Origin of the sequence: Collinsella sp. AM31-2AC (genome assembly GCF_003469285.1) — a bacterium.
In the GTDB taxonomy this organism is placed as follows: domain Bacteria; phylum Actinomycetota; class Coriobacteriia; order Coriobacteriales; family Coriobacteriaceae; genus Collinsella; species Collinsella aerofaciens_AT.
Genome location: NZ_QSJB01000001.1, coordinates 90,526 through 104,958, shown reverse-complemented (window position 1 = coordinate 104,958; position 14,433 = coordinate 90,526). Strand labels below are relative to the sequence as shown.

Annotated in this window: 11 protein-coding genes and 1 tRNA gene; 5 read left to right on the top strand and 7 right to left on the bottom strand. The window is 59.8% G+C overall.

Features of this window, described 5'->3' with window-relative positions; genetic code table 11:
* The first annotated feature begins 144 nt into the window (after positions 1-144).
* Positions 145-1,107 (top strand): hypothetical protein, encoded by a 963-nt coding sequence (locus tag DW796_RS00445; RefSeq protein ID WP_147350999.1) that lies wholly within the window; start codon positions 145-147, stop codon positions 1,105-1,107.
* A 220-nt stretch (positions 1,108-1,327) separates the two neighbouring features.
* Here the strand turns inward: DW796_RS00445 and DW796_RS00440 are convergent, their stop codons facing one another.
* From DW796_RS00440 to DW796_RS00425, 4 genes are all read right to left on the bottom strand, one after another.
* On the bottom strand, positions 1,328-1,924 hold the full coding sequence (locus DW796_RS00440) for a 5-formyltetrahydrofolate cyclo-ligase (RefSeq protein WP_118093934.1): 597 nt from the start codon (positions 1,922-1,924) through the stop codon (positions 1,328-1,330).
* 121 nt (positions 1,925-2,045) lie between these two features.
* Positions 2,046-2,375, bottom strand: coding sequence for a type II toxin-antitoxin system HicB family antitoxin (locus DW796_RS00435; protein ID WP_022094981.1), 330 nt, complete (start codon positions 2,373-2,375; stop codon positions 2,046-2,048).
* A complete protein-coding gene (locus DW796_RS10775; protein WP_118093933.1) occupies positions 2,368-2,631 on the bottom strand; it encodes a type II toxin-antitoxin system HicA family toxin in 264 nt (87 codons plus the stop codon). Before DW796_RS10775 ends, DW796_RS00435 begins: the two co-directional genes overlap by 8 nt.
* 315 nt (positions 2,632-2,946) lie before the next feature.
* Positions 2,947-5,994, bottom strand: coding sequence for an insulinase family protein (locus tag DW796_RS00425; RefSeq protein ID WP_118093932.1), 3,048 nt, complete (start codon positions 5,992-5,994; stop codon positions 2,947-2,949).
* A gap of 569 nt (positions 5,995-6,563) precedes the next feature.
* Between DW796_RS00425 and DW796_RS00420 the strand changes: the two genes are divergently transcribed.
* Positions 6,564-8,030, top strand: a complete 1,467-nt coding sequence (locus DW796_RS00420) for an ATP-binding protein (protein ID WP_117763549.1) — start codon at positions 6,564-6,566, stop codon at positions 8,028-8,030.
* 100 nt (positions 8,031-8,130) lie between these two features.
* On the opposite strand, the gene DW796_RS00415 is transcribed toward DW796_RS00420, so the two are convergent.
* Positions 8,131-8,553 carry a hypothetical protein gene (locus tag DW796_RS00415; protein ID WP_117735452.1) on the bottom strand — a complete coding sequence of 141 codons (423 nt, stop codon included), beginning with the start codon at positions 8,551-8,553 and terminating at the stop codon, positions 8,131-8,133.
* A gap of 284 nt (positions 8,554-8,837) precedes the next feature.
* Here DW796_RS00415 and DW796_RS00410 point away from each other — a divergent pair, with 284 nt between their 5' ends.
* Positions 8,838-9,920, top strand: a complete 1,083-nt coding sequence (locus tag DW796_RS00410; RefSeq protein ID WP_117763551.1) for an HNH endonuclease — start codon at positions 8,838-8,840, stop codon at positions 9,918-9,920.
* Positions 9,921-10,365: 445 nt separating this feature from the next.
* Here the strand turns inward: DW796_RS00410 and DW796_RS00400 are convergent, their stop codons facing one another.
* Together DW796_RS00400 and DW796_RS00395 are read right to left on the bottom strand one after the other, a co-directional pair.
* Entirely contained in the window at positions 10,366-11,052 is a 687-nt protein-coding gene (locus tag DW796_RS00400; protein WP_118093930.1) for a DUF5710 domain-containing protein, read from the bottom strand.
* 402 nt (positions 11,053-11,454) lie between these two features.
* Positions 11,455-11,529: transfer RNA gene (locus DW796_RS00395), tRNA-Val, on the bottom strand.
* Between the two features lie 259 nt (positions 11,530-11,788).
* Between DW796_RS00395 and DW796_RS00390 the strand changes: the two genes are divergently transcribed.
* Both DW796_RS00390 and DW796_RS00385 read left to right on the top strand, forming a co-directional pair.
* Complete coding sequence (locus tag DW796_RS00390) at positions 11,789-12,523, top strand: response regulator transcription factor (RefSeq protein WP_117799312.1); 735 nt, start codon at positions 11,789-11,791, stop codon at positions 12,521-12,523.
* Positions 12,508-14,307, top strand: a complete 1,800-nt coding sequence (locus DW796_RS00385) for a HAMP domain-containing sensor histidine kinase (protein WP_233539624.1) — start codon at positions 12,508-12,510, stop codon at positions 14,305-14,307. The genes DW796_RS00390 and DW796_RS00385 overlap by 16 nt, the downstream gene beginning before the upstream one ends.
* Positions 14,308-14,433 lie beyond the last annotated feature (126 nt).

Here is a 14,433-nt window from a genome sequence, read left to right as displayed (position 1 = left end):
CAACCGTTCTACCTGCAGATATAAGCCATTGGCCTAAAACATCCAAAACCGTCAGGCATTTGGTCAGCATCTGGACAGCATTTGGTCAGACTTCGCATGAAACCGTCTGGTACGTTTGCGCCGTTCCAAGAGTTTGGGGGCGACATGGCAAACATGACGGCGAATCAAAGACTCACAAGTCACATTGAAGCATGCGAGCAGCAGATGAGCTGCGTGTACGCGCGCACGACGGCGGAGGCAAAGCAGATTGAACGGCGGGTGGCGGCGGGAAGTCTCAAGGTGGTCATGCCGGGACTGTATGCGCGTCCGGAATACTGGTCCGAGCTCAAGTTTCGGCAGCGTTATCTGCATCGGGTGCGGGCGCTTGCGCAAAAGCACCCCGACTGGACGTTTTGCTCCTATACGGCGGCCGTTGTCTATGGCCTTTCGGTTTCGCATGCCAATTTGACGCACATCCATATCGCCGCGATGCCGGCGCAATCGACGACGCCAGGCTCTCAAGTCGTTCGCCATCGGTATGCTTATCGGACACGGGCCAGCGAGATGGATATTGCCGTGACCGATATCGATCAAACGATTGCGGATTGCCTGGTCGATGCATCGTTTGTCGAAGGGCTGATCATTGCGGACTCGGCGCTCCATGAGCAGCTTTTGTCGAAGGAGCATCTTGTTGAGACGGTCGACAGGCTTGGCTTGAATCGTCGCGGTGTTGTGACGGCGCGCAGGGTCGCGCGGTGTGCCGACGGCTTGTCGGAAAACGGCGGCGAGTCCAAGGCGCGTGCGCTGATGATCGAGCGCGGCTGGCAGGTTCCGGAGCTGCAAGTTGAGCTGTTCGATCCGGTTGAGCCGGGAAGGCCGTATCGCGTTGACTATTTGTGGCGCGTGGGTGACCGGTTGATTATTGGGGAGTTCGACGGATTCGTTAAAAGCGAGAAGGCGGCGGAGGAGGGCAAGCTCGCAAAGGCGCAATTTGACGAGCGCCAGCGCGAGTCGAGGCTTTCGATGCTCGATAACTGCAAGATTGTGCGCTTGTGCTGGGATGACCTAAGGGATCCGACAAAGCTCGATCGCAAGCTCAAGGTTGCCGGCGTGCCGCGTGCCTGCTGAGACGGTTACAGGGTGTTAGGCTGCACGAGCGTGGAAATCCGGACGGATGAGCGTGGGAATTTAGACGTGATTTGGTTGAGCGTGGATTTTCGGACACACGAGCGTGGATTATCGGACGTTTGAATAATGAGCGTGGATAATCTCCCGTTTTTTGCCCCCGAACAGGCCCAAAGTGGGAAATTTTCCACGCTCATTTTTGTGGGGTGCAGCGTGCCAGCCGTTAGGCGCTGATGATGTGGGGTAGCGGCAGGTCGTGGGCGTCGGTGGGGATGTGGTCGACGCGCTGTTCGTCAAAGGCGATGCCGACGATTTGACATACGGGCGAGAGCATGGGCAGGTAGCGGTCATAGCAGCCGCCGCCGTAGCCTAGGCGCGTGCCGGTGCGGTCGAATGCTACGAGCGGCACGACGATCATGTCGAGAGCTTCGGCAGGCACGATAGGGAAGCGGCTGCTGTCGATGTCCGTGGCCGCAAAGGCCCGCGTGGGGTGGGCGATAAACGGAGCCGCGTCCGCGTCGCCGGCAGCAACTGCCCGCATACACATGCGCTGGCCACAAGCTGCGGCGTCTGTTGCCGAGAGCATGCACGGATAGGCCACGCGCCAGCCACGTTTGGCGGCAGCTGCGGCAAACGCGGCTGAGTCGACTTCGGAACCCATCGCGGCATAGATGGCAACGGTGTGCGGCACCGCGGCATCCGAGCGATCCAACAGCTCAGCCAGCCGCGTACAGATAACGGCGGACTTTGCCGCACGCACATCCAAATCAAGAGCATCGCGCCGGGAAATCACCGCCCGTCGCAACTCAGCCTTATCCATCCCAGCTCCCTCTCCCAAACCTACCAAAAAGGGACAGGTTTATTTTGGCAGGTTTTATCTGGGCAAACGTCGAAGCCGCCGCAAAGGCGCCCTTTGTGGCGGCTTCGACTCGACGTTGGCTTCACAGCGCCGCAGCGATCGCTTCAGTCACAAACTTATTGAGTGACTCACCCTTCTTTGCCGCCGCCAGCGCTGCTTGCTTGTGGAGCTCAGAGCCCGTTCTTACGTTGAACGAGCCCTTAAAAGCCCGCTCGGGTTCCTTGCCCTTCTCGGCGCAAAACTCAAGGTAATCGTCGACGGCGTCGTGGAAGCATTGCTCCACTTCTTCAGCCGTGGAGCCTTCAAATACGATTGCGTCCCTAATGCCGGCGACCATACCTGTTAGCACATGCTGTTCGGCATCGAACTCGACCGGGGCGAAATAACCCTTGTATGCCAAAACGTTACTCATGACTACCTCCGACATCTTGCAGAAAGCGAACGATGTTTCGAATGGTCCCCGCTGTCAATTCGTCAGATGGATGAGGCGTGTGCATTACGAACATCCTGCCATCTGATGGCCTGTAGAAGCGAACGCGCGATCCGGATGTCCTGCCTTTGCTGCCCATTTCAAAGCCATATGAAGCCATAACTTTAAGAAAGTCAGCGAATCTATACGTTGAAGGACAGCTAAGCAGCTGGGCGATGAGTTTATCGGATCGAGTCATCCCGCCTCACATTCTGCAACTATATTCTAGTTGCAATTTCAGTTTGATGCAAGCACCTCTACTATAGAACATGTGTGCGTATAGAACAAGTGTTCGAATCACAACTGAGGAAGGAGACAGGCACCTTTGTGGTGGTCTGTGCTGTGGAGTGGGCGTCTGCGGCGGTTTGTCTCAATCTGTAACAGTAACTCGGCATAATTGGACCTAGATGTTACAGATTGAGACAAACCGCCGCGGTGGGCTGCGCCGCCCCGCTCAAACCGCAGAAAAAAGTAGATTTTCAGACATGTCCCAAAAATCTACCTTTGCCGTGCGTTAGCCCATCAGGTCGACGACGTTAAAGTCGGCGTTGCTCTTGGCGATGACGTCTCGGCAGCCAAAGACGCAGGTCGGCGACTCGGCTGCGATGCGCGTCACATCGGCGCCGAGCGAGCGCAGTTCACCGGGCGTGGCGGCGAGCATCTGGGCGCGGCGCTTCTCGCGCGCGTCGGGATCGAGGCCGGCCAGGTAAGTCGTGTTGCGGCGCTTGGTGAGCGCGTAGGGCTTCACCGGCGCGTCCATGCCGCTCACGCAGCTCACGATAAAGCCCTCAAAGGCGGCTTCGTCGGGTTCAAAGCTGCCGAGCCATTCGCCCGCGCGCGCCACGCGCTCAATCGAGGGATCGATTGCCGGGTCGCGGTAGGTATAGAACGCCGCCTGGCGCTCGCCGGCCGCGCGGAATCCGCAGCCGTACGCGCCGCCCTTTACGCGGATCTCGTTCCACAGGTAATCGTAGGAGAGCGCGTTGGCGGCAACCGCCCAGGCGCCCGTCACGTCGATGCCCAGACGGCGCGGGTCGCATGCGCTTGCCGCAAAGCAGATGTCGCTGGGGATGACAAAGGCCTCGTGGCGGTCGCGCGGCACCGGCACCACGAGCGCGTCGCGGCCGGCAGCGCCGTCGCCAGCGTCCGCGCTCAACCCCAGGTCGCCCGCGGCGGCCCAGTACGCGTTAAAGTCTTCATCGCTGCCGGTAAAGCTCGCCAGGCAGCCATCGGCCACAAAGATGCGGCCCGCCAGCTCGGCAAGCTTGGCGCGCAGGCTATCCAAGCGCTCGTCAAAGTGTTCGAGCAGATCACGCAAGAACAGGTAGAAGTCCACGCCCGAGAGCTGTTCGCGCACCACGGCCGAAGGCGAGCTGTAACTCATCGCGCGACCGAGTGCTGCCGAGTGGCCGTTGTTGATAAAGCCCTGCTCAAGCCCAATGCGAATCTGCGTGAGCACGTCGCGCACGCGATCGGCGTCGGCATCGAGCAGCAGCGTGCTCGACCACACCTCGCGCGGCAGGTTTGCCAGCGCATCGATCTTCTCGGACAGGGCGCCGGCGCTCACCAGCAGGTAGGGGCGCACGCCGTCCACGTCGGGCTGCGTCATGACCTCGGTCGTAAAGCTCAAAAAGCCCAGCTTGCCGGCGATGAGATTATCGAGCTCCTTGGCCGAGTGCTCGCTCGTGGGCAGCTGCTTGAGCAGGCGGCAGAGCAGGGTCACGTAGGGCAGGTCCTCAAACGCGACGCATCCCAGGTCGAAATACTGCATGGCGTAGGCCAGGCGGTTGGTGGGGATGTCGTGGCGCAAGCAGGGGATGGGTGCGGTCGTGTCCACGACCAGCGGCGGCTCGGGGCGTGCCTCGCCAATGTCGGACACGCGCAGGCGCGGCAGCGTGGCCTTGGCTTCGGGCGTGTCCTCGGCCTCCTGCGCGGCACGCAGCGCGGCCGTGCGCTCGACCACGTCGGCCAGCTCGGTATCGGTCATGGCATCGCGCTTGGCTGCCAGCCCAGCGCCCTCGGCGCTCTCCGAACCGGAGCCGGCGTCCACCGGCACCAGCTCGACGAGCGCCATGTGGTCGTTTTCCAGCACCAGCTCGCGCAGCAGGTCCTCAAAGTAGTTACCGTCCAGCTCGCCGCGCAGCTCCTCGTACACCGGACCGTACTTGAGCGCCAGCGTCGCGGCGTTGTCATCGTAGAGCCAGGTGCTCAGCGCGTCGCACGCAATGGCCACGCCGTCGGCGATGCCGTAATCACGCTGGCGCAGGTCGTATTCGTTGCTGCTGATGATGGCTTCCAGGCGCTCGCGCGGAACGCCGTGCTTGCACAGGTCGCGGCAGGCGTCTTGGAACACGCGGCACAGCTCGCGCGCCACACCAGGCTGCGCGTTTTGCAGCATGATGAGCTCGTAGGGCTGCAGGCTTTCGGCCGCGGTGTAGCTCACCACGTTGCCGCCCACGCCGGCGGCCAGAATGGCCTTCTTAACCGGCGCTTCGTTGGAACCCAGCAGCGCCTCGAACAAGATATCCGCAGCGATCGTGCGCTTGCGATCGAGCGCGCTACCCAGCACAAAGCCCAAGCCCACCAGGGCGTTCTCGGGCGTGGTTGCCATCTCGACGCACTTATACTCGCAGGTCACGGGCGCCTGCACGCCCAGCGGATTGGGCGCCAGCGTGGACGGGTCCTCGCCGGCGGCGACGGCTGCGTCCATGCGGCGGCTCGCAGCGCTCGACTGCGACAAATAGCGCTCGTCCAAAAAGGCCAGCGCGCGGTCCACGTCCAGGTCGCCGTAGAGCGTGATGTAGGAGTTGGAAGGGTTGTAGTGGCGCGCGTGCGTGTCCAGGAACTGCTCGTAGGTGAGCGCCGGAATCGCGCGCGGGTCGCCGCCGCTCTCGTGCGCATAGGCGGTGTCGGGATAGAGCGCGGCGTTGACGGCGTCGTCCAGCACACTCATGGGGTCGGACAGTGCGCCCTTCATCTCGTTGAACACCACGCCGTTATAGCACAGCGTGCCCTCGCGCAGGCTGGCGGAGCTGTCGCCGTCCTCGCCCTCGACGCCCTCCGGCAGGTCCAGCTCGTAGTGCCAGCCCTCCTGCTCAAAAATGGTGGGCTTGGTATAGATAGCCGGGTTGAACACTGCGTCCAGGTACACGTCCATCAGGTTGTACAGGTCCTGCTCGTTGGTGGTGGCAACAGGGTAGATGGTCTTGTCGGGGTAGGTCATGGCGTTGAGGAACGTCTGCATGGAGCTCTTGATCAGATCGACAAACGGCTCCTTGACGGGGAACTTGGCCGATCCGCACAGCACCGAGTGCTCAAGAATATGGAACACACCGGTGGAATCGGCCGGCGGCGTCTTAAAGCCAATGGCAAAAGCCTTGTTTTCGTCGTCGCACGCCAGGTACAGCAGGCGAGCGCCCGAGGCGGTGTGGCGAAGCACGTAGGCATCCGAGTCGAGCTCGGGCACGGTCTCGCAGCGCTCGACGGCAAAACCGTGGCAGGTGGTACCGGGTGCCAGCAGCGCGGCGGCAGCGGCGCGCGAGTCGGTTGAGGTGGTGGGCATATGCAGCCTCCTTTGACGCCCCAGCGGGGGCGAATCGAGTCGAATCCTCGAGAGTATACCCATATGGGGCCGCGGTTCTGCAGCGAACTGAAGGCGATACCGGCGGATTGGGTAAAGGCCCCGCGTGACCGCCGCGCGAGCGTGGAAATTTGGACGCCTATCGAATGAGAGTGGATTTTCGGACGGAATCAGCCTCAAAACGCCCAAAAACCGTCCAAATACCCACCCTCATTTCCCGATCGTCCAAAATCCACGCTCATCCGCCGCCCACACATCTCTCATATCTCATTCGTCTCTAATACGAGAGATAACAGAAAGGTGAGAGATAAATATGAGAGATAACTGAGCAGCAAAGAGACAGGCAATCATGGTATTGTCTCAATACCGATTGTTCTACCAGCAAAAATATGTATAAATGAAGCAAATGGTAGACATTTCATCTCTATCTATCTCTTATCTCTAAGCCGAGAGATAGAGAGATAAATGAGAGATAATTACGAGAGATAACTGAGAGACGAGGGAAATCTATCCGCGGCATTCTCCGCAGGACCGAGCGAAAGGACGTGCAGATGAACGAAAACGAGCTGACCGGTCTGCTTGAGTCTTTAAGGCGTATGGGCTCGGATGATCTTAACGTCGAAGTGAAGGAGAGCGCCACGACGCTTTCCCGCGACGTGTGGGAAACGGTGAGCGCATTCGCGAACACTGCCGGCGGAATCATCGTGCTCGGAGTGAGTGAGCGCGCAGGTTTTGTCCCGGTTGAGAACTTCGAGACCGAGAAAGTGCTCAACCAATTTGTGTCAGGCATGGGTGATGCGGGCGGTCGAGGAAAGCTGGCCAATCCGCCCAAATACACGATCGAGCGAGTGGAGCTTCAGGGCGTCATCGTTCTCGTCATTACGATTGAGGAGCTCGATCCGTCGAGCAAGCCCTGCTATGTCATAGAGCGGGGCGCCCAGGGCGGCAGCTACAAGCGCATCGATGACAAAGATGTGCCGCTTTCATCGACCGAGGTGCTCGCATTGGCGTCATACGGTCGAGCGACTCCGAGCGATCGCGACGCGGTGGCGGGTGCGGGCGCGGACGATCTCGACGAGACGCTGGTCGACCGTACGATAGATCGGGCTTTCTCGTTGACGCCCCGGGCAATGCGCGGCGCGCCGGACAAACAAACGAAGCTGGAGCGCCTAAATATCCTTGATTCCCAGGGCAATGTCACCAAGGCTGGACTCCTAGTTGTGGGCACCTACCCTCAGCAGTTCTATCCCAAGCTCTTCGTTGACGTGGCTGTCCATGCGGGAACTCAGAAGGGCATGGCGGGGTCGCTGAGGTTCATGGACCGCACAATCTGTGAGGGAACGTTGGGCGAGATGATCTCGGATGCCGTCGCAGCCGTCGCCAAGAATTTGCGGCGAACCTCGACCGTCCAAGGCGTCTCGCGTGTCGACTCGCTTGAGATTCCCGAGGAGGTTCTGCGCGAGGCAATCGCCAACGCCGTAATCCATCGAGAATACGGGGATCGGTTCTGTGGACAATCGATTGCCGTCGACGTCTTTGATGATCGTGTCGAGGTGACGAATCCTGGCGGCCTTTACGGGGGAAAGACTCGCGAGAACTTGTTTGACGGCAGCTCCCGATGCCGTAACGCGACGCTTGTGAAGCTCATGTCGATTGTCCCGCTGCCGGATGGCGCAGGTTCGCCGGCTGAGGGCAATGGCTCGGGCATCCCGATGATGATCGATGCCATGCGCGCGCATGGTCTGGCCGAGCCCCTGTTCTGCCCGGGATTCGATCGGTTCAAGGTCGTACTTTACCGTTCAAAGATCGAGCCGGTCGATCATGGCGGGGGCTTAATTGTGACGGCACTCAAACACTACGGCGAGCTGGGGACGCGCGAGCTGGCAGAGCACACAGGGCTCACAATTTCCCAGGTTAGGTCGCGCGTCAACGCGCTCATTGCTCAAGGCGAGCTTGAGCCCACGGCGCCGGCGACGAGCCGCAACCGCAAGTATCGACTGTCGGAGCGCGTGGGATAGATGCGTTAGTGGACGAGGCGACCCAATAATCGACTCTCGATTGGCGTCCATTAAGGTAAAGCGGTTGTTGCCCAGTCGACGGTGATGCTAAAGACTCGGCTTACGCCGGCATGGCCCCGAACCCGTCCATCAAGAACAGCCTAAGAACCAGCTTGATGACATATCCCGGTTTGACTTCAGCCGTGCCAAAGACGCTGCGCTCGGCGAGCTCGCTGCAGTATGCATAGATGTCGCGGATAAGGTCCGCGCCCGAAAGCGTAAACATGTAGCCTGCGTCCGAAAGCGCATTGGGTGCGGCGGGCAATTTGGTCATGCGACAAAAGGTCAACAGGTCGGGCGCCATAGCGTCCTGGTAGCCAAGATGGCTGCCGTCTTCTTGTGCGACGAGTTCCAGCTGGCGTACTCGATCCAGCGCCGCTGCCAGCACAAAGCTCGGTGTGGGAGCATTGACGTCCTCCGTGCTCGCCACGAGTCTGCCTGCTGCCTGCGTGACAAGCCAGGCGACCTCGCGCTGGCAGCGCACGGCCTTGCGTGTAACCGGCTTGATGGACGAAGAAGAAACGCTCCCCTTAGGCGGATTCGAAGCAGCTATAAGGCCCTCCCATGAACGACCCGGTCCAACAAGCCCGGATGAAACACGTGCTACATCAGTATACAGGGAAGTGGGACAGCGGGGTACAAGCGCGCCAGCGGCAAACCGAGAGCATCAACGACGTGCCGATCGCGGAATGAGACCTCGTAATAATTGACTCTCGGCCATATTATTGAGGGGCATGATTCGCGTTCGTATGGTTGTAGGTGCTGGCGATGAACGACATTGACCTTGCTGTTCCGTTGATGGATGGACCAAGCTATGACCGCGCCTGCAGTCTCGTGCCTTCCGAATACGTTGAGGCATGGGAGTGGTTTCTGGGTGAGGAACAGCGCGGCGGCGTTTGGACCAGCCTTCCGCACCACACCAAGGAAGATAGCCCTCAGTATCAGTATCGTTTGAGAATTGGCTCGGACTTCTTTCCCGTAACGCGGGATTCAGGGATCTTCTGGCCGGGCCAGGATCGGGTGAAGCAAGATCCCGATAAGATCTTTGCGCTCTCGGTTCATAACTCTAAAAAGAGTTTCTATACCGATGTTCCTCCGCTCTATTTGGATGACGGCACGTGGGTCATTAAGTATTCGGTTCAAGCGCCGGGCACCGTTGGTTCTCGAGACCAAGACTATAACCGGAAAATGCTCAACTGCATGGAATGTGGCGTTCCAGTTGGAGTCATATTTGCAACTGAGGTGGGCTATAAGGTGCTTGGCCTTGCGTTTGTTGAACGGTTCGAGCCCGAAAACGGCTGGTTTGTTCTGCATGGTCCCGTTCATAAAGGCGGGCCTGACCCTCGTTTTGCGTCCGACATGAGCTATCTGAAGCACATGCCAGTCGACATTGAGTTTGCCGGACGGGATGCGACCGATGACGAAAAAGTTCGCTATGCGTTAAGGCGCGAGCGACTGGGGCAACAATGGTTCCGCAAGCAGCTCGTTGCCGCCTATGACGGCCGTTGCGCGGTGTCGGACTGCGGCGTCAGCGAAGCTCTGGAGGCTGCACATATCGAGAATTACTCGGGCCCTAAATCGCAAGTTGCCAGCAATGGCATTCTGCTTCGGCGCGACTTACATTCCCTATTTGATGCTCATCTGATTTCGTTTGAGCCTGTTTGCGGTGAATATCGGCTGTGCGGATCGTACCTGCTGGATAAGACCGACTACGCTTCCTTTGCAGGTGCGACGCTAAGGCAGCCGAATGAGCGTCAGTGGCGACCCAATACGGCGTTTCTTGAGGCCCATCGCATTGAGTTCGATCGCTCGGAAAAGAAGCGTGAAAAGGCGGGGATTCTGCCGTATTAGCGTATTTGGCTTTGGTGGTCTTTTAAGATCGTGTTGTTTGATCGGATCGCGTGGCGATGCAATTTCGCGCGCACTTGCTGGTGCATGCTCTTCCTGGTTTCAATTACGGGAAGGGAGCGAGCGTGAGCTGGCGAGGCGATGTCGTGATGGGGAAGTACGGAAAACTGCCGCGTGCCCTTATCGACAACAGTATGTTTCCGAGCGTAGAAGTTGATTGCGGGTCGTTTGTCGTCGCCTGTCCTTGTTGCGGCTCGCAAATACCGTGTCTCGACATTCGGTTCATCGATGCGCGCGACAGACTCAGCGACGAAGTGAGAAAACGGACAGGCGTTCATATGCCGGTGTACCCGGAGAAATGCCCTGTTTGTGGCCTCGATATCGTGTACGACGCCGGCGACGAGGGATAGGTGATGCGGAGGAGCTGGCTGTGAAGGCCTCTCCGTCCCTACAAATAAATCCCCTCACCGAGTTGCTTGTGGAACTCGGCGTGATGGTCACGTGCCCAGGTAAAGAGCGCCTGGTCAAAGTCAGTGCGCGTAGCCGGGACGCCAAAGACGCCGGCAACTTCGACGCGCACAAACTCCAGTGCCGGCAGCTTGTTGATGGCAGTGAGGGCAAACGGGGATGAGGGCTCCTCGAACAGATAGCGGCTGCCTTGCAGCGCATCGCAACTGGTGCACGTGTTGCCGAGCGACGGGGCTTTGGAGGCTCGCGCGCCCACGGGCTTGTAGCCGCAGCGCTTATGAAGGTAGTCGCGGATCTCGCCCGGCGCGCAGCCAAGAGCGGGCACGATGGCGAGTGCGTTGGCGTTGGCCGTGTCGATGGCAATGTGCCCGGCTTCGTTGGGTGCGTGCGCGATGGCGATGCTCTCGTCGTTATCGGTTCGATAGGGAATGCCGAAGGCCGCGACCGAGGTCTCTTTGTGACACTTCCAGCACTCGCGCTTGCCCAGTACTAGATATATATACGGCGCCGAGAGGTCGGATCGGTCAACACCGGGCAGCCACTCGGCAAAGGGTTCGGGGTTGACGCCGCTAGGTACATACCAGATCTTCTTGGTTCGGTCCCATTTGGCGCCCAGCGCCTTGGCTTCTTCTTTGTGCGAAAAGGGAACATCGAGCTCGGTGCGCATGGCGGCTCCTTGGTGCTGCAGGTGCAAGTGGCTCAAGGATACCGCAGAGCGCAGACATCGCGGCGTTTTGCTGAGAAGTTGCGGTTCGGATGGGTTCGAGACGCGTTGGTCTCGGCCTCGGTGGCTATTGGGGCGGTTTTGATTGACTGCGGAGTCAGCCGGGATAGGCACTTGGGTTGCTGACGCGGTTTTGTGCATGGGCAGGGTGGTTGTTTGAGCGGTTGGAGCAGTTTGCGGCGCAGTTTTGTGCCTAGCTATTGTTGATGTTGGGGTATTGAATTTATTTGGCAGCCATTCGTCAGGTGAATTGATGCTACGTTGCGATGATGGTTGGAGCTGCCAGCGGATTTGGCGACATAAAACAAAACAGCCCAGAGACATAGCCTCTGAGCTGTGAACATTTGGTGGGCGTTAGAAGATTTGAACTTCTGACCTCTTCCGTGTCAGGGAAGCGCTCTCCCCCTGAGCTAAACGCCCTATCAAGGGTGCGCAAGTGCGCAAGGGATAATATAACGGAGCCTGAATTCGGTGGCAAGAACATTTTTAAAAATCGCTTGCATTGTGGTCTGGTGAGAAAAAGCCGCTCGCCGCCTGCAGGTGACCGTTTACGGTCAAATTATCGACAAAGCGTAGACAGGTTTGTGGCAAGGTTTCAGGGAAGTATGTGCTGGCTTCGCCGTCTTGCGCACGATTGCACGAGGCGTGTGCCGTTGTTTGAGTAGTATGGGGGCCGACCATGAACATGCTGGTCGTAGATGATGAGGCTGATATCGCAAATATGCTCGCGGAGTTTTTCCGCATGGAGGGTTACGAGGTTTCGGTTGCCCATGACGGGCCGTCGGCCCTGGCGGCGGCTTCTTCTGGCCCCACCCCCGATATCATGCTGCTCGATGTAAACATGCCGGGGATGGACGGCTTCGAGGTCTGTCGCCGCGTGCGGAAGCATGTGAGCTGCCCGATCATCTTTCTAACGGCGCGCGTTGAGGATATGGACCAGCTTGATGGTTTTGCGGCGGGTGCCGACGACTACGTGCTCAAGCCTTTTTCTCTCGAGGTCCTGGGTCGTCGCGTGGCGGCGCACATGGCGCGCGAGGGAAGGACTCGCGATCGGCAAAGCGACGGCGCCGTCCGCTTTTTTGGCGAGATGACCATCGATTACGCTCAACGCATCGTTGAGGTTCACGGTGCGGGTGGTAATCGGGATTCGTCCGCCGGGGGCGATTCGAACGCGGTGACCGTCGACTTGACCAAGCTCGAGTTCGACATCATCGCCCTGTTGAGCAAGCGCCCTGGCCAGGTGTTTGACCGCGATGTGATTTACGAGCGCGTGTGGGGATGGGACGCCGCGGGTGACCCGTCGCAGGTGCGCGAGCACATTCGCCGCATTCGCAACAAGTTTACGTCGGCGGGGATCGCGGACGATCCGATCGCAACGGTATGGGGCGTGGGCTACAAGTGGGTGGCAAAGTGACGGGTTTTGGTAAGGGCCCACGCGGGCGCCATGCGCCTCACGAAGACGGCCGAGTTGTCGCTTGCGAGGACGGTTGTCGGGACAATGGCGGTTCTGTCCGCAGGCGCGACCGCCGCGCAGCTCGCCGCGCCGAGCGACGCGCGGCCCGCGAGCTTGAGCGCGAGCGGCTGAAACGCCTGCCGCGAAAAGAGCGCCTGCGTGCCTGGTGGAGCCTGCGGCCGTTGGGCGTGATCTTCACGGCGTATCTGGTCGCCTATCTTGTTGTCGCCACGGTGCTTGCGCTGAGCGCCATTGAGGTACTCGCGGCTTGGAATAATGGATATTACGAACTCGAGGTGACGCTCGACAACGGTTTGACCGAGCACGGCGTGATCGATTCGGGCCCATACATCTACGACCCCACCTCTCAGCAGCTGCTTCCCGCATCCGAGCTCAACTTGCCAGGCGATGGGCCGTACGCGGTCTTCATTGCGACGGGCGATTGGGGGACCGGTAGCGATTACGTGCCGGAGGGCGGGCGCACCATCAGCACGCTGTACGCGACCGTCGACATGGTTCGTAGCGGCCAGGTGCAGCTCTACGACTGGGGGCTCAATTACAACGAGGGCTATCCGCAGGAGGAGATCCTCGAGGTGAACAGCACGATTCCGGCGGAGAACCTCGCCCGCTATGACGCGTTGAGCCGCGCGGGCCGCGCGCAGAGCGTGGAGCTGTTTGAAAACATGACGGGAGCCGATCTTGAGGAGACGTTTGGCGAAGGGCTCGTCTCGAACACTGCCTATTATGCGGCTTCACCGCCTCCCGATGGTCCGATGCCTTGGGTCCTCACGCTTGCGACGGGGCTTGTGCCCGTTTTGGCGTACGGCGGCCTGGGTTGGCTCACGTTCAAGCACTTCTACCGCGTTCACATCGCCGGGCCCTTGGGGGAGCTGGCGAGCGCCGCGGGGCGCATCGCCGGTCAGGATTTGGATTTCTCGATCGAGCGCGTGCGGGGCAAAGAACTTGGTCGCCTGTCCGAGACGCTGGAGAATATGAGGGCGTCGCTGCTCGATGCCCAGCGCGAGCTGTGGCGCACCGCCGAAGGGCGGCGTCAGCTCAATGCGGCGTTTGCGCACGACCTCCGAACGCCGATCACGGTGCTCAAGGGGACGGTCGAGATGGCGCAGATGCGCCTGCGTCGCGGCGATGAGCTCGATGTTGGTTCGTTGGATGCCCTGTCGGCCCAGGTGGTGCGTTTGGAGCGGTACGCAACGGAGATGGGAGGGCTGAGCAAGCTCGAAGATCGACCTGTAGACCGCAAGCCGCTGACGCCGCGGTCCCTTGTGGATGAGCTCGAGTCGCATGCGAACGAGGTTGTTGCGGCGCGCGGGGAAGGGCTCGCGTTGAGGGTTGCAATCGACGAGGGTGAAGATGGCGCCCGCGCCGACATGACCCACATCGATCTACCCCTGGTCGAAGAGGTTCTCGACAACCTCTTGAGCAATGCGTGCGGCCATGCGAAGGGCGTCATCGAGGTTGAGATTTCTGTTCGCGAGGGCAGGTTGGCTCTGAGCGTTGCCGATGATGGTCCGGGCTTTACGCCCGAAGCCCTGCGGCGCGGGTGCGATCCGTTCTTTAGCGAGAACAAATCTGCCGAGCATTTTGGGCTGGGCTTGAATGTGTCGAGCATTTTGTGCGGTTTACACGGGGGAGCGCTTGAGTTAGGGAATGGTTCGACCGGCGGGGCACGTGTGACGGCGACGTTTAGCACGGGCGGCGATGGGGACGAAACGGGGGAGTTGTGACGAGGGCGCGCGCTGCGCGGGCGTCGCCGGGCTCATCGAGCCGTCGGCGAACCAGTTACCTGCTATTACCTTAAGAATGGCTTACCTTAACGTAAGGCTTACTGAATTGTCATTGCTGGTAGACAA

What these genes read in the sequence shown, in the direction of transcription:
- DW796_RS00445 (WP_147350999.1), top strand. Translation starts at nt 145, where the DNA reads ATGGCAAACATGACGGCGAATCAAAGACTCACAAGTCACATTGAAGCA.
- DW796_RS00440 (WP_118093934.1), bottom strand. Translation starts at nt 1,924, where the DNA reads ATGGATAAGGCTGAGTTGCGACGGGCGGTGATTTCCCGGCGCGATGCT.
- DW796_RS00435 (WP_022094981.1), bottom strand. Translation starts at nt 2,375, where the DNA reads ATGAGTAACGTTTTGGCATACAAGGGTTATTTCGCCCCGGTCGAGTTC.
- DW796_RS10775 (WP_118093933.1), bottom strand. Translation starts at nt 2,631, where the DNA reads ATGACTCGATCCGATAAACTCATCGCCCAGCTGCTTAGCTGTCCTTCA.
- DW796_RS00425 (WP_118093932.1), bottom strand. Translation starts at nt 5,994, where the DNA reads ATGCCCACCACCTCAACCGACTCGCGCGCCGCTGCCGCCGCGCTGCTG.
- DW796_RS00420 (WP_117763549.1), top strand. Translation starts at nt 6,564, where the DNA reads ATGAACGAAAACGAGCTGACCGGTCTGCTTGAGTCTTTAAGGCGTATG.
- DW796_RS00410 (WP_117763551.1), top strand. Translation starts at nt 8,838, where the DNA reads ATGAACGACATTGACCTTGCTGTTCCGTTGATGGATGGACCAAGCTAT.
- DW796_RS00400 (WP_118093930.1), bottom strand. Translation starts at nt 11,052, where the DNA reads ATGCGCACCGAGCTCGATGTTCCCTTTTCGCACAAAGAAGAAGCCAAG.
- DW796_RS00390 (WP_117799312.1), top strand. Translation starts at nt 11,789, where the DNA reads ATGAACATGCTGGTCGTAGATGATGAGGCTGATATCGCAAATATGCTC.